Here is a 20,089-nt window from a genome sequence, read left to right on the forward strand (position 1 = left end):
CTCGATTCCTCGCCTAGCCGACATCCCCGCGGCCGTGGTTTTTCTTGAAGACCTCCTCGCCCATCGCCGCGATCTGCCCGTCGATCAACGCCTCAAAGGGTTTGAGCAACGCTTCGAACGCTACCGGCGCCTCCAGCACCTGCAGTGCCTGCACAATCGCCTCCACCGTCGACAACGCCCCTGGCCCAGGCGCCTTGCGCAGCCGGTAACGCGAGACACCGCCCTCGGCCAATGTCACCCTCGGCAACGCCGCCAACAACGGGTTGAGGTGCAGCATCTTGCGCGCCTTGCGCCACGTGCCGTCCGGGACCACCAGCAACAGCGGCTGCTCCCCTGGCGCGTAGGTGTGCAGTGGCTCGGCGGTGTCCGCCGGAAACAACAAGCGCGCCTGGTAACCGGGTGGGTTCAGTAAGGTCGGCAGATCCTCAAACACCTCCCCCACCACCAACTGTGCGTTGTTCAACCCCAGCGCCGCCAAACGTGCGGTATTCAGTGCATGGTTGACCTCACTCGGGTGCTGCAGCAGCAACACGCGCGTACGACTGTCGAGGCTGGGGATCAACGGGCACAGGCAATGGGTGACGGGCCTGAGACAACGGGGGCATTGGGGTCTGGGCATGGTTTTTCAGGCCTGGTTGAGCTGGGCTTTGAGCAAGTCGCGGAAAGTCTGGATCAAAGGCTCGCGGCTGCGGCCACGGCGCATGATCATGGAGAACGGTGCCTGATAGCCGAAGGTCGCCGGCAGCAACACGCGCAGGTCTCCCTTGTCGGCCCACGCCTGGGCATAGTGCTCGGGCAGGTAGCCGATATAGGCGCCGGACAGCACCAGAATCAGTTGCGCCTCCATACTTTCCACTGTCGCGGCGCTGTGCTTGAAGCCGTGGCGGGCCAGTTCCGCCTGGCTCCAATAGCCGCGGCCGACCATGCGTTGCTGCGTGATCACCTGCTCGGGGATGCGCCGCTCGTTGAACAGCGGGTGCCGGGTGCTGCAGTACAACCAGTGCTGCTCGCGGTACAGCGGCATGTAGATCAACCCGCTCATGCGGTTGGAGAAGGCACCGATGGCCAGGTCCAGGCGATTGTCCTGCACCCCCAATTGCAATTCGTAAGGGCTCATCACCGACAGATGCAAATGCACCGCCGGGTGTTCCAGGCTGTAGGCGCCGATCACTTCGGCAAACGGTAACGCCTTGTCGCTGACGGTCGAATCCAGCACGCCCAGCTTGAGGGTGCCGCGCAACTCGCCTTTCAACGCGGCGGCGTATTGCTCGAAGCCTTCGAGTTCACCGAGCAGGCGCAGGGTTTCCTGATGGAACAACTCACCCTTGCTGGTCAGGCTGAACCCGCCCCGCCCTCGGTGACACAGCACCAGGCCCAACGCCGATTCCAGTTGGCTCATGTAGGTGCTGATGGCCGACGTCGACAGGTTGAGTTCGTGCTGCGCATTGGCGAACCCCTGATGGCGCACCACGCTGACAAAGATGCGCAGGAGTTTCAAGTCGGGCAAGGCGTTGGCCATGGTCGGCTCCGCGTGTGGATGGGCGCAGTCTACCTGCCTGCATTAGTTTAGAAAAACCTGAACTAAGTATTTGCCCCTGCCGATTCTTCCCGCCCCAGGCTTTTCGCAGAATCGGCCTCTAATAAACAAAACAACGATGAGGCATTCCCGTGGACAAGATTTTCCACCAACCACTGGGCGGCAACGAAATGCCGCGCTTCGCCGGCATCGCCACCATGATGCGCCTGCCCCACCTGCAAACAGCCAAGGGCCTGGACGCCGCCTTTATCGGCGTGCCCCTGGATATCGGCACTTCGCTGCGCGCCGGCACTCGCTTCGGGCCGCGTGAAATCCGCGCCGAATCCGTGATGATCCGCCCCTACAACATGGCCACCGGTGCCGCGCCGTTCGACTCGCTGTCGGTGGCCGATATCGGCGACGTGGCGATCAACACCTTCAACCTGCTCGACGCCGTGCGCATCATCGAGGAAGCCTACGACGAGATCCTTGAACACGACGTGATCCCACTGACCCTGGGCGGTGACCACACCATCACCCTGCCGATCCTGCGCGCGATCCACAAAAAGCACGGCAAGGTCGGCCTGGTGCACATCGATGCCCATGCTGACGTCAACGACCATATGTTCGGCGAAAAAATCGCCCACGGCACGACGTTCCGCCGCGCCGTGGAAGAAGGCCTGCTCGATTGCGACCGCGTGGTGCAGATCGGCCTACGCGCCCAGGGATACACCGCCGAAGACTTTAACTGGAGCCGCAAACAGGGCTTTCGCGTAGTCCAGGCCGAAGAATGCTGGCACCACTCCCTTACGCCATTGATGGCCGAAGTGCGTGAAAAAGTCGGCGGCGGCCCGGTGTACCTGAGCTTTGATATCGACGGCATCGACCCGGCCTGGGCACCCGGTACCGGCACCCCGGAAATCGGCGGGCTGACTACCATCCAGGCAATCGAGATCATCCGCGGCTGCCAAGGCCTCGATCTGATCGGTTGCGACCTCGTGGAAGTTTCGCCGCCATACGACACCACCGGCAACACCTCGCTGCTGGGCGCCAACCTGCTGTACGAGATGCTCTGCGTACTGCCTGGCGTGGCGCATCGCTGATGAGCACACAAGACGTGCTGAAGGCCGCCGCCGACCTGGTGTCGGCGTTTGCCCGCAATGACCGCGCCGCCTATTTCGACGCGTTCACGGCCGATGCCACCTTTGTGTTCTACACCCTCCCCGAGCCGCTGCTCAGCCGCGACGCGTACCAGGCGTTGTGGGACAGCTGGCGCCGGGAGGCGGGATTTGAGGTGCTGTCCTGCACCTCAAGCAACGCCAGCGTCAGCCTGCAAGGTGACGTGGCGATATTTATTCATGACGTGGCCACTGAGCTGCGCATGAAGGGGGAGCAATTCAATAGCCAGGAACGCGAAACCATTGTCTTCAAACGGCAAGGGCTGCGCGCAGAACAAAAAGAAGGCCTGTGGCTGGCCTGTCACGAACATTTATCCGCTATGCCGGAAGGGCTGCCGCCCCATTAGCCAATGTGATCGGAGCTGATCATGAATAATAAAAACAACGATAAAAGTATTCGAAAAATAGAAACCAACGGGGTCGAACAGATCCCGGACCACGAACGCACCGCCAGCCCCAAGGATCTGTTCCGCCTGATCTTTGGCGGGGCCAATACTTTTGCCACCGCCGTGCTGGGCTCATTTCCCGTGCTGTTCGGCCTGTCGTTCCAGGCCGGCGTCTGGGCGATTGTGATGGGCGTGCTGGTCGGAGCACTGATCCTGGCACCCATGGGCCTGTTCGGGCCGATCAATGGCACCAACAACGCCGTATCGTCCGGCGCGCACTTTGGCGTACACGGGCGGATAGTCGGCTCGTTTCTGTCGTTGCTGACGGCGATTGCTTTCTTCTCACTGTCGGTGTGGAGTTCAGGTGATGCGCTGGTGGGTGGTGCGAAGCGTCTGATTGGCTTGCCAGAAACAGACCTGTCCCTGGGCCTGGCCTATGGTCTGTTTGCCCTGCTCGTGTTGACGGTGTGCATCTACGGCTTTCGCTTCATGCTGTGGGTCAACCGCATTGCGGTGTGGGCAGCGAGCCTGTTGTTCCTGCTGGGGATCTTCGCCTTTGCACCGGCCTTCGACAGCCAATTTGCCGGCACCGTAGCGCTGGGTCAGCCCGGCTTCTGGGCCGCATTTATCGGCGCCGCGCTGGTGGCCATGAGCAATCCGATTTCTTTCGGGGCGTTCCTGGGCGACTGGTCGCGCTATATCCCGCGTGAAACACCGAAAGGTCGAATCATGCTGGCGGTAATCCTGGCGCAAATCGCTACCTTGATCCCATTCCTGTTCGGCCTGGCCACCGCGACCATCGTGGCGATCAAGGCACCGGACTACATCGCGACCAACAACTATGTCGGCGGCCTGCTGGCGGTGGCACCCAACTGGTTCTTCCTGCCCGTGTGCCTGATCGCGGTGATCGGCGGCATGTCCACCGGCACCACCTCGCTGTATGGCACCGGGCTGGACATGTCCAGCGTGTTCCCACGCCTGCTGTCACGGGTCAAGGCCACGTTGCTGATAGGGGTGTTGTCGATTGCCTTCATCTTTATCGGACGTTTCGCCGCCAACCTGGTGCAAAGCGTATCGACCTTCGCCGTGCTGATCATCACCTGCACCACGCCGTGGATGGTGATGATGATTATCGGCCTGATCGTGCGCCGGGGCTTTTACTGCCCGGACGATCTGCAGGTGTTCACCCGCGGTGAGACCGGCGGCCGCTACTGGTTCAACCATGGCTGGAACTGGCGCGGGCTTGGGGCCTGGATACCGAGCGCGCTGGTCGGCCTGTGCTTCGTCAACCTGCCGGGGCAGTTTGTCGGGCCGCTGGGCAACCTGGCCGATGGCATCGATATCAGCCTGCCGGTGACGTTGGGGCTGGCGTCGGTGGTGTACCTGAGCTTGCTGCGACTGTTTCCTGAACCGGCCTCTGTTTATGGGCCGGCCGTTACGGCAGAGGGGCTTGCTCCCGCCGGGTCGCGAAACGGCCCCCAAAAAGCCGGCTCCAGCTTCGCCGTCGAACGGGAGCAAGCGCCCTCGCCACAACAAGCGCCCTCAGCACAATAAAAAATAATCGGAGAACCGCCGTCATGGCTTTGGATTTATTCGTCGTACTCATCTACGCCGCCGGCATGCTCGTGCTCGGCTATTACGGCATGCGCCGCGCCAAGACCCATGAAGACTACTTGGTGGCCGGGCGTAACCTTGGCCCGTCGCTTTATATGGGCACCATGGCTGCCACGGTACTGGGCGGTGCATCCACCGTCGGCACCGTGCGCCTGGGTTATGTACACGGCATTTCCGGCTTCTGGCTGTGCGCTGCATTGGGTGCCGGGATCATCGCGCTGAACCTGTTCCTGGCCAAGCCGCTGCTGAAGCTGAAGATCTTCACCGTCACCCAGGTGCTGGAAAAACGCTACAACCCTATGGCCCGCCAAGCGAGCGCGGTGATCATGCTGGCCTACGCACTGATGATCGGCGTGACCTCGATCCTGGCGATTGGCACCGTTCTGCAAGTGCTGTTCGGCCTGCCCTTCTGGGTCTCGGTGCTACTGGGCGGTGGCGTGGTGGTGGTGTACTCGACCATCGGCGGCATGTGGTCGCTGACCCTCACCGATATCGTGCAGTTCGTGATCAAGACCGTCGGCCTGATGTTTATCCTGTTGCCGATCTGCTTGTACCGCGTCGGCGGTTGGGACGAGTTGGTAGCGAAGCTGCCGGCATCGAATTTCAGCTTCACCGAAATCGGCTGGGACACGATCATCACCTACTTCATGATCTACTTTTTCGGCATCCTGATTGGCCAGGACATCTGGCAGCGGGTGTTCACCGCCCGTGATGAAAAGGTCGCCAAGTACGCAGGCACTTTCGCCGGTTTCTACTGCATCCTGTACGGCCTGGCCTGTGCCTTGATCGGTATGGCGGCCCATGTGCTGATCCCGAACCTGGATAACGTCAACAATGCCTTCGCCGCGATCGTAAAAGCCTCGCTGCCGGACGGCATTCGTGGCCTGGTGATTGCTGCAGCCCTTGCCGCGATGATGTCCACCGCCAGCGCCGGTTTGCTTGCAGCCTCCACCGTATTGACCGAAGACCTGCTCCCACGCCTGCGGGGCGGCAAAACATCGAGCCTGGCGATCAACCGCCTGTTCACAATGCTGACCGGCATCGCCGTACTGGGGATCGCGCTGGTGGTAAACGACGTGATCAGCGCGTTGACCCTGGCCTACAACCTGTTGGTGGGTGGGATGCTGATCCCGCTGATCGGCGCGATCTTCTGGAAGCGGGCAACCACCTCTGGCGCGATCACCTCCATGACCCTGGGCTTTGTGACAGCGCTGGTATTCATGATCAAGGATGGGTTGGATGCAAATACGCCGATCTACTACAGCCTGGCGGTTGGGCTGGTGAGTTTTGTGCTGGTGAGTGTGTTGTCGCGCCGGCCAGCGGGAGTGGCGGCCAGCGCGGTTTGAGGCACGAAGGGTTTTAGAGCGGTTTCTTCAGCGGGCGCGACGTCGGATGTCGGGCCCGTTTTTTTATCCAACCGCCAAGGTTTGGTTTGCCTGGATGATTTCCTGGACCAGAGAGGCCCATAACAATCCTTGTGTTGTCCCTCCGGCATAGGTTCCCCCAGCCGCAATTCGATGATAGGCAGACCAATAGACTATCGAGAGCCCATCTGAGGTACCGGGCCGGGCACATTCAATAACTTGCAAGTCACCACTTTCGATTGCTTGGCGGTAGGACCGTGGAAAGTGCCGAGAGACAGCAGCCAGGCACGCCGCCAATATCTGCTCCTTATATTGCAGCGTCGAACCGGGCGGAACCTGCCCGCCGGAAATAAGAATGCAATCACCGTCCAAGCGGCAATTCATGACCCCGATTGGCAAATCGTACTGCAACTTGAGCCCGCGCATGCCTGCACCTTCAGGACCAACAGCACGCAACTTGAAAAACCAGCCAATGATCGAAATTATGCCTGGCTCTTCTACCCCCATGGCAGTGACAACGAAGTGTTCTCTGCTTAACTCAGCAACTTGAGCAGCATCCAAGTGCTGGGGCAGGAATTTAACCCCGGATTTCAGCAAAAGCGCCTCTATCTCATCCTTTAAATGGATAAACTCCAGATCGTAGCCCGCTACCTCAATAGCCCGGCCAATCCCAGGAACGCCATACCACTCCAGAAACTGCCGCTGACTGATCTCTAATAGCTCAGATCCCGGCTTGCCGCTCGGCCATGGTCGCTTTTCCACATCGCATTGCTCCCGGATAGCGGCCTCTACGGCACCGCTATCGTGCATGCCGCCATCGTCCATATAGGCGCGCACGATCCGCGGCCGAGCGAATTGAGCCAGCGTCGGATTGTCAGCCAGGAGCTTTTCAAACAGCTCGATACCGGCACGATTGCACTCAACGGCCAAATACTGATTGGCGGGAAGTAGATAGGTATTATGCAGCGGCTTTGCAGCCGTCTCAGTTGCCGACATGTGGCGCATGTTGACAGGCTTATGACTGGCGCCATCGCTCTTCTGATTTCCTCCATATACCGTGACCTGAAAATTCGCCAGGCGAAGCATCACGGCTTGGAGTAGCCCATTGATGCCTCTGCCTATGATCGACGCGCGAGGCGCGCCCGCATCCGTGTACTGAGAAGGGATCATCAATGATTGTGCAAGTTTGCGCCTGACAAGGCCGTGCAAGGCAATCAAGCTGATCTGAACTGAAACGGCATAGTCAAGGTCGCACTGGCAGGCTTCGGCAGTTGCCGCCTGAGTCGTCAGCATCGCAGGTCGACACCACGTGGAGACGCTACAGCCGAGCGTTTGTGTCCGTAGCCGAAACGCGTCCAACGTTGCAGGCCCATAGTCCAATATAAGCTGGATTTCTTCCGCCGCTGACAAGGAGAGTAAAGCGTCATCGCTAAAAACATCCGGCTTGGCGACACAGACCAGGCGAGCTTGCCTGTGCATGGCCTGAACAAGGGTCTGATCAATGCGATGACGGGATTCAACGTTCAGGGATAAGCATATGGCGACGGCAGATGCTCCTTCCAACGCCTCGAACCAGTTCACGACAAATGACACTCGCCTATCGGGAAAGGCCTTCCCCACGTCGTGCGGTGCTCGACCGTGTTGGACTAACACCGTGATCCGAACATCGGGATGGCGTTCAAGCAGCATATTGACAAGTTCTTTCCCAACATTGCCGTACCCCAGTACACGGATATCGTGAGGTATGGAGCCATCGGCGAGTGTCAACCAACGAGCGATATACGAGGCTACGTGCGGCGCGTTCACGCCAGGCGTATTGATCACTCTAATACCGTTGGACTCACACAGGTCCAGCCGAATCTTATCCAGACTCGTGCCTCTGCGAATTAGATGGAGGTCGCCAAATGGGTGCGATGCACGCCATTGGTAAATGACCTCTGCATCAATGATTTGGTCCGCCACAATGATAGTTGATGGCCGCAAGAGCCCGATCTGCAGGAGGAGGGCTTGCTTGGTTATTGTCGGGGGAAGAAACACCAGGTTGCTGGGGGCACCTGCCTTCCAGCCTCTCGACACAGGTGCAATATGCAAAACATCAGCGGTTGTGGCGATGAGCGACGCGACGACGGGCGGAACTGAAGTGAGCAACATAGCTTTGCCTCCAACAACTCAGAATTACCGAGACCTCACGCAGAGGAACTCAATAAAGTTGTGGCGCTACGAAGATGCGCTTGAGTTTCAAGCTATGTGCATTACTGGATTTAGATAAGCCAGCCGATTCCGACTGATAGGTAGTCTAATTCTGACAATTGAGCGCCAAAGCCTGACTGACAGACCCGCAGCGCTGATTCACTCCTCGCTCCTGCTTGCTGGCGGAGGAAAGGGTATGGAAAACGGATAAGCAGAAGGGTCCGACATTGAGGCGTGCCTCATCAGACAATCAAGCGCTGCGCATAGAACGAAACAAATAGCGGCTGCACTCGGATTACAGGGAACCCGTGACGCCCTGAAGAACGACCTACTGCGAGCGCTCGCGCGACTGGATCGCGTGAGCGCCTCAGGACTTACCTGCGACGTGGACGACGTTGCTCATCATCCGTACGAATAGGCACCGGTTGCAGCGGAGGCTCGATCAAGCCCAGTGCAACGCCGAGGTCATGGAGCCAGTTTTGAATTTTCTCTTTCATGGTGGTGCCCCCTTTGAGGGTAATGCAGGTCGACGGTAATTCTGTCGCCGCTTCCTACAGATAGTAGCCTTAAGTCTTACGCATTGCTTGTACGAAAACACAACGAACTATTACTGAATTCATCTAAATCCTGACGGATCGCTCAAGCAATTGCGCGTGTGTCGTGCAAGACCTCGGCTTTGCCTGCCTGCTGCAAGTCAATCCATGCGTTGAGGTTAGCGCCGAGCATACCCTTTCGCCACATGAGCCAGGTGGTCGCAGTGGCAAAAGGCCCGGTCAGGGGATGAACGGACACGCTGTCCTTGCCCGGCAGGCTGTCGAGCATGGACTCAGACATCAACGCCACGCCGGAACCGGCAATTACGCAGGCGAGCATGCCTTGGTAGGACTCAATCTCGATTGCCCGCCCCATGGCCACGCGGTCGTGGGAAAACCAGGTTTCAAGGCGCGCGCGGTAAGCGCAACTGCGGCGGAACGTGAACACCGACCGGCCCGCCACATCCTGGGGGCCGCGCACGGGTGGATGATCGGCTTCGCAAATCAACACCAGCCGCTCTTCGCACAAGGGCACACCGTCCAGGGTGGCGATGGTAATCGGGCCGTCCACCAGCGCTGCGTCCAGGCGACCGGTGATCAGGCCTTCCAGGAGTTCGCCGCTGGGCGCCGATTGCACCTGCAGGTTCACCATCGGGTAAGCCTTGTGATAGCGCGCCAACAACTTCGGCAAATGAATCGCCGCGGTGCTGTACATACTGCCGAGTACAAAATCGCCGGCCGGTTGCCCACCTTGCACAGCACCGTGGGCTTCATCGTGCAGCGCCAGCAGACGGGTGCTGTAGTCCAACAACACTTTGCCAGCAGGAGAAAGCTGCAGACGCTGGCGTTCGCGCACAAACAACTCAACCCCGAGCTGTTCTTCCATCTACTTGAGCCGTGTCGACAGGTTCGACGGCACACGGTGCAAGCGCTCGGCCGCACGGGTGATGGAGCCCTCCTCCGCCACAGCCTGGAAGATGCGCAATTGACTGAACTCCATACCTTTCTCCAAAACTGAACAAGTTGCTCAGTATTATTCATTTTTAATGAAAATAAACTCGCTTTAGCCTGAAGGTCAACCACTGCCTTGCAGGAAACCTGAACATGTCCCCCCTGATCCGCTTAGTTGCCAGCTTTATCGCGTTGATGATGGCCATGGGCATTGGCCGCTTCGCCCTTACCCCGCAGATGCCCCACCTGCTCAGTGAAGGGCAGATCGACCTGACCGGTGCGGGCCTGATCGCGGCTGCCAATTACCTGGGTTACTTCGTCGGTGCAGTGGATTCGATCTTCGCCCGTAGCCACCACCATGTGCGGGGGCGGATGTACGGCGGGCTGTGGCTTTGCGTGCTGCTGACCCTGGGATCGTATTGGGCCCAGGGTTTCTGGCCACATCTTTTGCTGCGCTTTGGCACCGGCGTTGCCAGCGCCTGGGCGCTGGTGATGATCACCAGCTTGAGCCAGCCACTGGCGATTGCCGCCGGGCGGGCACGCCTGGGTGCCTTGGTATTTGCCGGGCCGGGTTTGGGCATTCTGCTGACCGGGTTACTGGCCCTGGGCTCGAACTGGCTGGGACAAAGCTCCGCAACGCTGTGGCTGGTGTACGGCGTGGTGGCGCTGGTGATGCTGCTGGCGATCCTGCCGTTCCTGCCACAACCGACCGCTCCGGTTGCCCAGGTCCATCACGCGGGCAGCAACGGCAGCATCGCGCATCTGTGCTGGATTTATTTCCTGTATGGCCTGGGCTACATCATCCCGGCGACCTTTCTGTCGCAAATGGCCAGCGCGCAATTCAAGGGTGCCTGGCAAGCCGATCTGTTCTGGCCATGCTTCGGCCTGGCTGCCGCGCTGGGCGTGGTGATGGCAAGCCTGCGCCGCAAAGACCCGCACACCACCCGCCGCTGGCTGATGACCACTTTATGGCTACAAGCGGCCGGGGTGTTCGCTTGCCTGTTGGGCAATAGCTGGGGCCTGGCCCTGGGTGTGCTGTTGTGTGGCGCACCGTTCCTGGCCTGCATGCAGTTGGTGATGGCACGCCTGCGGGAAGTCGCCCCCCACGGCTACCAGCGCAGCACCGGGCTGTTGACCGCCAGCTTCGCCGTCGGGCAATTGAGCGGGCCACTGCTGGCGTCAGTGAGCAGCCACCTGAGCGGCGGCCTGCAACCGGCCTTGGTGATTGCCGGCGGCGGCCTGGTGTTGGCGGGCGCAATATTGGTCAACCGACAGCCAGCGGTGTCGGCGAGCGAACCTGCTCGCGGCGGGCCAGCACCAGGAAAAACAGCCCTCCCAGGAAACAGCCGGTAAACCAGGCAAAGTTGGCCATGCCCTGCAGCGCTGGCGTGAAGGTGATCGCGACACCCACCAGCGTCGCGGGCACCAGGGCCTTGACCGCCGTCCAATTCACGCCACCGTCGAAATAGTAGCGCCCGCTCGGGCTGTCATCGAACAGTGCATCCACGTCGATCTGCTGCTTTTTGACCAGGTAGAAGTCCACCAGCAGAATCCCGAACAACGGGCCAATGAACGCGGCAAGGATGTCCAGGGTGTAGTGGATCATCAGCGGGTTATTGAACAGGTTCCATGGAGTGATAAAGATCGAAGCCACGGCAGCGATCATCCCACCGGCCCGCCAGCTGATTTTGCTTGGCGCGACATTGGCGAAATCAAACGCAGGCGACACGAAGTTGGCCACGATATTGATGCCGATGGTCGCGGTGACGAAAGCAAAGGCCCCCAGCAACACAGCCATGCTGTTGTCGATGCGCGAGACGGTGGCGATCGGGTCGTGAAGCATCTCGCCAAATACCGGCAAAGTGCCCGAAACAATCACCACGGTGACCAGAGAAAATGCCAGGAAATTCACCGGCAACCCCCAGAAATTACCGCGGCGTACGTCGTGCATGCTGCGGCAATAGCGGCTGAAATCACCAAAATTCAGCGTAGGGCCGGAAAAGTACGACACCACCAGTGCCGTCGCCACGATCACCTGACCGAAGGCCTGCCAACCCGACAGGGATTTTTCTGCCAGGGTGAAACTGATATTCGCCCAGCCGGCTTTCCATACGATCCAACCGGCAAGCGCAAACATCACCGCATACACCACCGGCCCCGCCCAATCGATGAAACGGCGAATGGATTCCATGCCGGCCCAGAACACCGCCGCTTGCAACACCCACAAACTCAGGAAGCCCAACCACCCCAGGTAAGACAACCCGGCGAAATGCGGCTCGGCATAGACCGCCATCTGCGGGAAGAAACGCAGTACCACGATAATCAGCGCACTGGATGCCAGATACGTCTGAATCCCGTACCACGCAACGGCAATCAACCCACGAATCACCGCCGGAATATTCGCACCGAATACGCCAAACGCCAGTCGGCAGATCACTGGGTACGGCACGGCGGCTTGCTGGCTCGGCTTGGCGACCAGATTGGCGATCAACTGCACAATGCAGATACCGGCAAGCAGGGCGATCAACACCTGCCAACTCGCCAGGCCGAGGGCGAACAGGCTGGCGGCGAATACATAACCACCGACGCTGTGCACGTCGCTCATCCAAAAGGCGAAGATGTTGTACCAGGTCCACTTTTGCGGCAGTGGGCCCAGGTCCTGGTTGTACAGGCGCGGGCTGTAGCCTTTGGGTAATTGCTCGGTCATCGCTGGGCTCCTCGAGATACCGGCCTGCGCTGTCGTCGCAGTGTGCATACGCCAAGCGGCACGGTTTGTATACGAGGCATTCAGCAGAATGCGTGCCAATGGCACACAATCCCTCCGAACCGGCATTCCAAATGGACTACGGAGGCTTTACAAACAGGGAGGACGCTCAGCAACGGTGCATAAAAATCCTGTACACAATCAACGTTGCACCCGATGTGCACACAGATGGCCGGCGACGCAACAAACACCCGTGAGAAAGGCGCCCCACGCCATATCCATCACCGCCAAGCCGGCAGACCAGCCCTGCAGCGTGGCCCAATTGCTCAAGTCATACGTCCCGTAAGCCACCAGACCGAGCAACGCCCCCAGGCGTGCCGCGCGTTGCCAGTTGCCACTTGGCAGAACCACGAACACCACGCAACCAACGGCATACAGCAGATAGAACAACACGGCCGGCAACACGCGAGGTTGATCGAGCATCAACGAGCCGAGAAGGGATTTGTAGGTCGGGCCCATGAGGACGCCGAGCCAGAGACCGTCAAGCACCAAAAAGGCGAGCAAGGTGCCGAGGTAAGCGAAGAGTATTTTGCGGGTCATTTATGCAACCTCTGTGGGCGCCGGCAGGCGCCTACAGAAGAGCAGGCCGGGCTTAGCTTAGTTCAATGCGATCCGCGTGAATCACGATCTGCCCTTGTTTGTAGAGCGCACCGATAGCCTTCTTGAAGTTGCCTTTGCTGACGCCGAACAAGTTGCTGATCACCGCCGGGTCGCTTTTGTCGCTGACCGGCAAGGTGCCGTTGTTTTCGCGCAACTTGGCAAGGATCTTCGAGTTGAGGCTGGAGGCCGCTTCCTGGCCGACCGGCTGCAAGCTCAGGCTGATGTTGCCATCGGCACGGATCTCTTTGATAAAGCCTTTTTCCTGCTTGCCCGGGCGCAGAAACTTGAACACTTCGTTCTTATGGATCAGGCCCCAGTGCTTGTTGTTGATGATTGCCTTGAAGCCCATGTCGGTGGCTTCGGCCACCAGCAGATCGACTTCCTGGCCTACCTGGTAATTGACCGGGGTTTTGTCCAGGTAACGGTCCAGACGCGCGGTGGCGGTGATGCGCTTGGTATGTTTGTCGAGGTAGACATGCACCACGCAGTAATCACCGGCGCTCAACTGGCGCTTTTCTTCCGAATACGGCAGTAACAGATCCTTGGGTAAACCCCAGTCGAGGAATACACCAATGCTGTTGACTTCCACCACTTTCAAACTGGCAAATTCGCCCACTTGAACTTTCGGCTTTTCAGTAGTGGCGATAAGTTTGTCATCACTGTCCAGATAAATAAAAACGTTAAGCCAGTCTTCATCTTCGCTGGGAATATCTTTAGGGATATACCGGTTGGGCAAGAGGATTTCACCGTCCTGCGCACCATCCAGGTACAAACCGAAGTTAGTATGTTTAACCACTTGCAAACTGTTGTAGCGCCCGACTAAAGCCATGTCCAATACCCTCGTTACGTGGGCGGCATTCTACCCGAGTTGCGCTCACCACGCGCGTGCGCCTGAAAAATCCAGGGCTGGCGAGGGTTTGCGTCGGCAGCGCCCCGCTCGTCTGATCAATCGTGTCAAATTTTCCTGGGCATGAACCGTCGCATGCACCGTGGTTGCGAGTTAAAACAGTAAGTTAGGGGATTATTTCAAAGATAGACTTCGATTATTTACGGCGGCCTCAACTATTCTTTGGGAATATTTGCCAAGCAATTGTCAAGTATTTCCTGTACGATACCTGGCCATTTGATTTTCCAAAGGTTAGTGGCCGCCATGCGTGTAAAAGCATCCAACAGCAAAGCAAAGCCAGCTCCCGCCGTTGAAACCAGCGAATCTATCAACAGCCAGATTGCTGCGTTCCTCAAGTCCGGTGGCGAAATTCAGCAAATTGCCAAGGGCGTAAGCGGCCAGACTTTTGGCCCGTCCAAGCAAATCAGCCTGGGCAAAAAATAACACCCGCGTAACGCACCTGGTTCCTGAGCGTCTTGCCTTCAAGGCGCTAGGACTAGAGCCCGAAACACCCTCTCTTAATTCGTACCAATCGACGAACGGGGCTCACCGCCAGGCATTCGTCGGTATGCTTGCACACGTCTAGCGCGGGCATCTGCCCGACTTCCCCGTTACTGCTCCTCGCTTTTTATGAAGTGAAGCATGCTCAAACCCTGCATGTTACTGATCAGCGCCTTGGTCGCGAGCCCGCTGGCCGAAGCGCAGGTTTTCCAGCGCGAACTGGGCGACTTCGATCTGAAATTAGGCACGACACCCAGCCGCAGCATGGCTCAAGGGCTGGTAAAACCCACCTCGCCGGGCAGCGGCTCGTTCCACGGCGGCCTGGACCTGAGCCATGACAGCGGCCTGTATTTCGGCCAGTTCTCTCCCAATATGGGCTTGTCTTCGGCCAATAATCTCGAAATCGATTCCTACATGGGCTTCAAACGCCCCTTCGACCAGACCCTGGGCTACGAAGTCGGATTGATCCACTACAGCTACCCCAAACTCAGCCCACTTGATAGCCAGGAGTTCTACGGTGGCCTCAACCTGCTGGGCAACCGCTTCGGCGTCTCCTTCAGCAACGACCCGGATCGCCAGGACAGCACCTTGTTCGCCGACCTGGGTGGCACACAACCTTTTGGCGTCGGTGTGAGCATGAAGTACACCACGCACCAGCTTGGCAGCCCGGCCTCGGTGGACGGCGGCTCCATCAGCAGTTTCAGCGATTGGTCGGTGCAATTCTCGCGCGAATGGAAAGGCATCGATCTGGACCTGATCTACAGCAACTCCAGCCTCAGCGGCACCGACTGCTCGGCCTACTCAGGACACAATTCGCAATGCGACGGCCTGTTGACCTTGAAGGCGGCGCGGTCGTTTTATTGATGGGCTGAACTGTCGCACCCGGCATGGGTTCACATGCATGAACCCCTCTGCGCAAGGATCTGCCCATGCTGCATCGGCTCAAACTTCTGGTGATACTGCTGAGCCTGAGCCTGATACTGGCCGGCTGCAATCGCGTGGGCCTGGCCTACCGTAATCTCGACGTGATCATCCCGTGGACCCTCAGCGACTATCTGGATATGAATGCCGGGCAGAAGAGCTGGTTCAACGACACACTCAAGCAGCACCTGGCCTGGCACTGCACCACGCAATTGCCCGGTTACCTGGATTGGCTCGACCGCCTGCAACAAATGGTCGACGACAACCAGGTCACCGATGCCGCCTTGCAGACGCGCACCGCCGAAGCCAAGCAAGCCATTGCACAAGTCGCCCGCGAAATCACCCCGTCGGCCATTGAATTGCTGCAAGGGTTGGACGACCAACAGGTCAAGGAAATGAACGATGCGCTGGGCAAGGACCTGCGCAAGCGCCAGGAGGAATACCTCAAGCCATCGCTGGCCAAGCAGATTCAGGAACGCGCCGAGCGCATGAATAAACGCCTGGATGCATGGATGGGACCGTTGAGCGACAGCCAGAAAAACCGGGTCACGGCCTGGTCGATCAGCCTGGGTGAGCAAAACCAGGCATGGATAGGCAACCGTGCCCGTTGGCAGGCGCAATTTATCGACGCCGTGAAGCAGCGCCACAGCGCCGATTTCCCGCAGAAAATTCAGCAATTGCTGGTGGATCGAGAGAGCCTGTGGACGCCGGAGTACCGCGCTGCCTACGCCCAGACGGAAGCCGAGGCGCGCAGCCTGATCATCGATCTGATGGCGCAAAGCACGGTGCAACAGCGCCTGAAACTGACGCAGAAAATCGACGGTGTACGCAGCGACTTCAAGGCACTCAAGTGCCTCAAGGCCACTGCGAACTAGGGATGGAAGAGCCTTTCCCTATATTGCGCCACCGGCAATCGCGGCTTCGGCAGCCACGCGATCAAAGGTCGCCTCATCCAGCGCATCTTCCTGCTGGTCCATGACGTGACGCGGATGGTCATTGCCCGGAATGGAGCTGTCGATCAGCGAAAGCAAGCTCGCACCTCGTGGGGTCAAAATGAAATTCTCGCCATTTCCACCCTCTTCCTCGGGGCGCGACTCAATAAAGCCACGCTTGAACAGCAGCGCTTCATAATCTGCCGCAGTCTTTTTCAACGCATCCAGATTGCCGGTTGGCTCACCCGCCGTGGCCTTCTCGGCCGCTTCTTGTTCAGCGTATTTGCGCGGGGCAAAGCTGCCTTCGCCGTTCTGCACTTCATGCAGCAGACGTTCGATCAGATCCCAATTGTAAGTCGTCATCCTGATTCCTCCTGCAGGCTGGTGGAAAGTAGCCCGTCAAGGTTGGGACAGGCTGCGTCACTGGCCGTTCAGCCGGATAGACAGACGTCATTTCTCTGAACTTTCCAGACGTTCGCCGCCTCAACAGCACATACCCGCCAAGGAGGTCCGCCCATGAAAACCCTGATGAACCTGGCCATTGCGGCCACGTTGTTGAGCGCCCTGCCCGCCTGGGCCTGCACGCCCGACGAAGCCACGGCCAAGCGCGAGCAACTGGCCCAGGAAGTGACCAAACTGACTGAGCAGAACCCGACCAAGGCCAAGAAAATGAACGAAGAACTGCAGAAGATGGACTTGGACACCGAAAGCGCAGAGTTCCCCGACAAATGCCAGCTGATCGACGCGCGCCTCAAGGAACTCAAGGAAGCAGCGGCCAAAACCAAAAACTGATGCCGTAAAAAAACCGGACAATCGTCCGGTTTTTCATACCACTCAAGCCTTATTCGGCAGCCGGGGCTTCCGGCTTACGACGCTTGAGCGGCGCCATGCCGTCCTTGCTGACGAGCGATGGGGTATCGGTCTTCGGTCGGTTGGTGATCCTGCGCTTGGTCGGCGACTTGGCGCCGGTTTTCTTCTTGTCGCCCTTGGCATCGGTTTTTTTCTTCTTCACGCCAACAGCCTTGCCCGACGCCTTGACCTTCTTCGGACCGGTGTAGGTGCCTTTGACTTCCTTGATGGTGCGGCGCTCGAACGACTGCTTCAGGTAGCGTTCAATGCTCGACATCAGGTTCCAGTCGCCGTGGCAGATCAGCGAGATCGCCAGGCCATCGTTACCGGCACGTCCGGTGCGGCCGATACGGTGCACGTATTCGTCACCGCTGCGGGGCATGTCGAAGTTGATCACCAGGTCCAGGCCGTCCACGTCGAGGCCGCGGGCGGCAACGTCGGTGGCTACCAGGATCTTCACGCCGCCGGCCTTGAGGCGGTCGATGGCCAGCTTGCGGTCCTTCTGGTCTTTCTCGCCGTGCAGCACGAACGCCTTGTATTCCTGGGCCACCAGGCGGCCATAGATACGGTCGGCGGCAGCACGGGTGTTGGTGAACACGATGGCCTTCTGATAGGTCTCGTTGGCCAACAGCCAGTTGAGGATCTGTTCCTTGTGCACATTGTGGTCGGCGGTGACGATCTGCTGACGCGTGGTCGCGTTCAGGTCGCTGACGTTGTTGACCTGCAGGTGCTCAGGGTTGTTCAGCACCTTGGCGACCATGTCGCGCAGGGTCGAGCCACCGGTGGTGGCGGAGAACAGCATGGTCTGCTGGCGATTGACGCATTCGCCCACCAGGCGCTGTACGTCATCGGCAAAGCCCATGTCGAGCATACGGTCGGCTTCGTCGAGCACCAGCACTTCGACTTCCTTGAGATCGAGGTTGCCGGCGTTGAGTTGCTCGATCATGCGGCCTGGGGTGCCTATCAGAATGTCCGGCACCTTGCGCAACATGGCGGCCTGGACCTTGAAATCTTCGCCGCCGGTAATAATGCCGGCCTTGATGAAGGTGAATTGCGAGAAGCGCTCCACTTCTTTCAAGGTCTGCTGGGCCAACTCACGCGTCGGCAGCAGGATCAGGGTCTTGATACTGACGCGAACTTTGGCCGGGCCGATCAGGCGATTCAGAACCGGCAGGACGAAAGCGGCGGTCTTGCCACTACCGGTTTGAGCTGTCACCCGCAGGTCACGCCCTTCGAGCGCGAGCGGGATGGCCGCTGCTTGCACAGGCGTAGGCTCGACAAATTTAAGCTCGGCCACGGCTTTGAGCAGGCGTTCGTGCAGGGCGAATTGGGAAAACACGGGTGCTACCTCGAAGAAATACAAAATATCAGCTGCATAGGGTAACGGTTTCGGGCGTCCAAACCGAGTGTCTTTACGCGAATGGGGCTAATCAGCGGCTTTTTTGTTAGAGCTTTTGTCCGTAAAGCCAACTTTGTCGTACTTAAATGCTCTAATCGGCCCCGTCTTGCATATAGAGGAATCGGTTTCACCCATGGATATCAAACAGCTCTGGCTCAACGTCCAAGACCTCTGGGGCACCCTCGACGAACATCCGATGCTGCATGCCGGCCTCGGCCTGCTGGTGCTGCTGGTGGCGGCCTTGCTGGTCGGGCGGGTGGCGCGCTATCTCATCCTGCATGCGGTCAAACTGCTCGGCCGACAGCCGGCACTGCATTGGCTCAACGACTTTCGCCATAACAAAGTCTTCCACCGCCTGGCACAAATGACGCCGTCACTGGTGGTCCAGTTCGGCCTGTATTTGGTGCCGGACCTGAGCAAGACCGCCACCCTGTTTATCGGCAACGTGGCGCTGGCGTTCACCATCCTGTTCATGACGCTGGCCGTGAGCGCCCTGCTCAACGCCCTGCTGGACATCTACGCCCGCACCGAACATGCGCGCACCCGCTCGATCAAGGGTTATGTACAACTGGCGAAGATGGTGCTGTTCGTGTTTTCCGCGATCATCATCGTCGCCACGCTGATCGACCGTTCGCCGCTGTTGCTGCTGTCAGGCCTTGGCGCCATGTCGGCGGTGATTCTGTTGGTGTACAAGGACACCCTGCTGTCGTTCGTCGCCAGCGTACAGCTCACCAGCAACGACATGCTGCGGGTCGGCGACTGGATCGAAATGCCTCAGGTGGGCGCTGACGGTGATGTGGTGGATATCACCCTGCACACGGTCAAGGTACAGAACTTCGACAAGACCATCGTCTCCATCCCCACCTGGCGCTTGATGTCCGAGTCGTTCAAGAACTGGCGCGGCATGCAGGCCTCCGGTGGGCGCCGCATCAAGCGCAGCCTGTACATCGACGCCAGCGGCGTGCGCTTCCTGCGTGACGATGAAGAAGTACGCATGACCCAGGTGCATCTGCTCACCGACTACATCAGCCGCAAGCAGGCCGAACTCAAAGCCTGGAACGAAGCCCAGGGGCATAGCGCGCAACTGTCGGCCAACCGCCGCCGCATGACCAACCTCGGCACCTTCCGTGCCTACGCCCTGGCGTATCTGAAAAGCCACCCGGACATCCAGCCGAACATGACCTGCATGGTGCGCCAGATGCAAACCACCGCCCAGGGCGTGCCGCTGGAGATCTATTGCTTCACCCGCACCACGGCGTGGGCGGATTACGAGCGCATTCAGGGCGATATCTTCGATTACTTGCTGGCGGTATTGCCGGAGTTCGGCCTGAGCCTGTATCAGCAGCCGAGCGGTAATGACCTGCGCGCCGGGGTTTTACCTGCCGTGCTCGGCGCCAGCCATCTGCCGGCCGCGGAAAAAGCCGCGGTCTAGAGCGATTGAGCACACCCATCCAATCGCTGTGCTGAACATTTCGCGACGCTGTGCCTCATTGAAAATCCTTTGA

Annotated in this window: 19 protein-coding genes and 1 pseudogene; 10 read left to right on the forward strand and 10 right to left on the reverse strand. The window is 59.0% G+C overall.

Features of this window, described 5'->3' with window-relative positions:
- Positions 1-13: 13 nt before the first annotated feature.
- Together M5B97_RS09060 and M5B97_RS09065 are read right to left on the reverse strand one after the other, a co-directional pair.
- Positions 14-619: a DTW domain-containing protein gene (locus tag M5B97_RS09060; RefSeq protein WP_134656929.1), complete on the reverse strand. Its 606-nt coding sequence runs from the start codon at positions 617-619 to the stop codon at positions 14-16.
- A gap of 6 nt (positions 620-625) precedes the next feature.
- The gene (locus M5B97_RS09065; protein WP_017134867.1) at positions 626-1,519 is read right to left on the reverse strand and encodes a LysR family transcriptional regulator; all 894 of its coding nucleotides are present in this window, start codon (positions 1,517-1,519) and stop codon (positions 626-628) included.
- A 149-nt stretch (positions 1,520-1,668) separates the two neighbouring features.
- Here M5B97_RS09065 and speB point away from each other — a divergent pair, with 149 nt between their 5' ends.
- Genes speB through M5B97_RS09085 form a run of 4 tightly spaced genes read left to right on the forward strand, consistent with a single transcriptional unit; the run spans position 1,669 to position 6,040 of the window.
- Positions 1,669-2,619: an agmatinase gene (gene speB / locus M5B97_RS09070; protein ID WP_248731303.1), complete on the forward strand. Its 951-nt coding sequence runs from the start codon at positions 1,669-1,671 to the stop codon at positions 2,617-2,619.
- A complete protein-coding gene (locus M5B97_RS09075) occupies positions 2,619-3,041 on the forward strand; it encodes a nuclear transport factor 2 family protein (protein WP_248731304.1) in 423 nt (140 codons plus the stop codon). Before speB ends, M5B97_RS09075 begins: the two co-directional genes overlap by 1 nt.
- 21 nt (positions 3,042-3,062) lie before the next feature.
- Complete coding sequence (locus M5B97_RS09080) at positions 3,063-4,634, forward strand: cytosine permease (RefSeq protein WP_248731305.1); 1,572 nt, start codon at positions 3,063-3,065, stop codon at positions 4,632-4,634.
- A 23-nt stretch (positions 4,635-4,657) separates the two neighbouring features.
- The gene (locus M5B97_RS09085; protein WP_123715518.1) at positions 4,658-6,040 is read left to right on the forward strand and encodes a sodium:solute symporter; all 1,383 of its coding nucleotides are present in this window, start codon (positions 4,658-4,660) and stop codon (positions 6,038-6,040) included.
- Positions 6,041-6,103: 63 nt separating this feature from the next.
- On the opposite strand, the gene M5B97_RS09090 is transcribed toward M5B97_RS09085, so the two are convergent.
- The 3 genes and pseudogenes from M5B97_RS09090 to M5B97_RS09095 all read right to left on the reverse strand — a co-directional run bounded on the left by M5B97_RS09090 (position 6,104) and on the right by M5B97_RS09095 (position 9,781).
- Entirely contained in the window at positions 6,104-8,209 is a 2,106-nt protein-coding gene (locus M5B97_RS09090) for an NAD(P)-dependent oxidoreductase (protein ID WP_248731306.1), read from the reverse strand.
- 413 nt (positions 8,210-8,622) lie between these two features.
- The gene (locus M5B97_RS27640) at positions 8,623-8,745 is read right to left on the reverse strand and encodes a PA1414 family protein (protein ID WP_003193089.1); all 123 of its coding nucleotides are present in this window, start codon (positions 8,743-8,745) and stop codon (positions 8,623-8,625) included.
- A 142-nt stretch (positions 8,746-8,887) separates the two neighbouring features.
- Positions 8,888-9,781: pseudogene (locus M5B97_RS09095) on the reverse strand (LysR substrate-binding domain-containing protein).
- A 104-nt stretch (positions 9,782-9,885) separates the two neighbouring features.
- Between M5B97_RS09095 and M5B97_RS09100 the strand changes: the two are divergent.
- Positions 9,886-11,085, forward strand: a complete 1,200-nt coding sequence (locus M5B97_RS09100) for an MFS transporter (RefSeq protein WP_248731307.1) — start codon at positions 9,886-9,888, stop codon at positions 11,083-11,085.
- On the opposite strand, the gene M5B97_RS09105 is transcribed toward M5B97_RS09100, so the two are convergent.
- The 3 genes from M5B97_RS09105 to M5B97_RS09115 form a co-directional block, all read right to left on the reverse strand.
- Positions 10,997-12,439, reverse strand: a complete 1,443-nt coding sequence (locus M5B97_RS09105; RefSeq protein ID WP_248731308.1) for an NCS1 family nucleobase:cation symporter-1 — start codon at positions 12,437-12,439, stop codon at positions 10,997-10,999. The genes M5B97_RS09100 and M5B97_RS09105 overlap by 89 nt on opposite strands.
- Positions 12,440-12,637: 198 nt before the next feature.
- Complete coding sequence (locus M5B97_RS09110) at positions 12,638-13,036, reverse strand: DUF2177 family protein (RefSeq protein ID WP_123715514.1); 399 nt, start codon at positions 13,034-13,036, stop codon at positions 12,638-12,640.
- A gap of 52 nt (positions 13,037-13,088) precedes the next feature.
- A complete protein-coding gene (locus M5B97_RS09115; protein ID WP_123715513.1) occupies positions 13,089-13,925 on the reverse strand; it encodes a S1-like domain-containing RNA-binding protein in 837 nt (278 codons plus the stop codon).
- Between the two features lie 321 nt (positions 13,926-14,246).
- Between M5B97_RS09115 and M5B97_RS09120 the strand changes: the two genes are divergently transcribed.
- From M5B97_RS09120 to M5B97_RS09130, 3 genes are all read left to right on the forward strand, one after another.
- Positions 14,247-14,426 carry a hypothetical protein gene (locus M5B97_RS09120; RefSeq protein WP_003193095.1) on the forward strand — a complete coding sequence of 60 codons (180 nt, stop codon included), beginning with the start codon at positions 14,247-14,249 and terminating at the stop codon, positions 14,424-14,426.
- A gap of 198 nt (positions 14,427-14,624) precedes the next feature.
- Positions 14,625-15,347: a TorF family putative porin gene (locus M5B97_RS09125; RefSeq protein ID WP_123715512.1), complete on the forward strand. Its 723-nt coding sequence runs from the start codon at positions 14,625-14,627 to the stop codon at positions 15,345-15,347.
- Between the two features lie 65 nt (positions 15,348-15,412).
- Positions 15,413-16,279, forward strand: a complete 867-nt coding sequence (locus M5B97_RS09130; protein WP_248731309.1) for a DUF6279 family lipoprotein — start codon at positions 15,413-15,415, stop codon at positions 16,277-16,279.
- An 18-nt stretch (positions 16,280-16,297) separates the two neighbouring features.
- On the opposite strand, the gene M5B97_RS09135 is transcribed toward M5B97_RS09130, so the two are convergent.
- Positions 16,298-16,699, reverse strand: a complete 402-nt coding sequence (locus tag M5B97_RS09135) for a transcriptional regulator (RefSeq protein ID WP_134656939.1) — start codon at positions 16,697-16,699, stop codon at positions 16,298-16,300.
- Between the two features lie 153 nt (positions 16,700-16,852).
- Here M5B97_RS09135 and M5B97_RS09140 point away from each other — a divergent pair, with 153 nt between their 5' ends.
- The gene (locus tag M5B97_RS09140; protein WP_123715510.1) at positions 16,853-17,128 is read left to right on the forward strand and encodes a hypothetical protein; all 276 of its coding nucleotides are present in this window, start codon (positions 16,853-16,855) and stop codon (positions 17,126-17,128) included.
- A 49-nt stretch (positions 17,129-17,177) separates the two neighbouring features.
- Here the strand turns inward: M5B97_RS09140 and M5B97_RS09145 are convergent, their stop codons facing one another.
- Positions 17,178-18,524, reverse strand: coding sequence for a DEAD/DEAH box helicase (locus M5B97_RS09145; protein WP_248731310.1), 1,347 nt, complete (start codon positions 18,522-18,524; stop codon positions 17,178-17,180).
- A 193-nt stretch (positions 18,525-18,717) separates the two neighbouring features.
- Between M5B97_RS09145 and M5B97_RS09150 the strand changes: the two genes are divergently transcribed.
- Positions 18,718-20,016 (forward strand): mechanosensitive ion channel family protein, encoded by a 1,299-nt coding sequence (locus tag M5B97_RS09150; RefSeq protein ID WP_134656941.1) that lies wholly within the window; start codon positions 18,718-18,720, stop codon positions 20,014-20,016.
- Positions 20,017-20,089 lie beyond the last annotated feature (73 nt).

It is taken from the genome of Pseudomonas sp. MWU13-2517, from assembly GCF_023242545.1.
Classification (GTDB): Bacteria; Pseudomonadota; Gammaproteobacteria; order Pseudomonadales; family Pseudomonadaceae; genus Aquipseudomonas.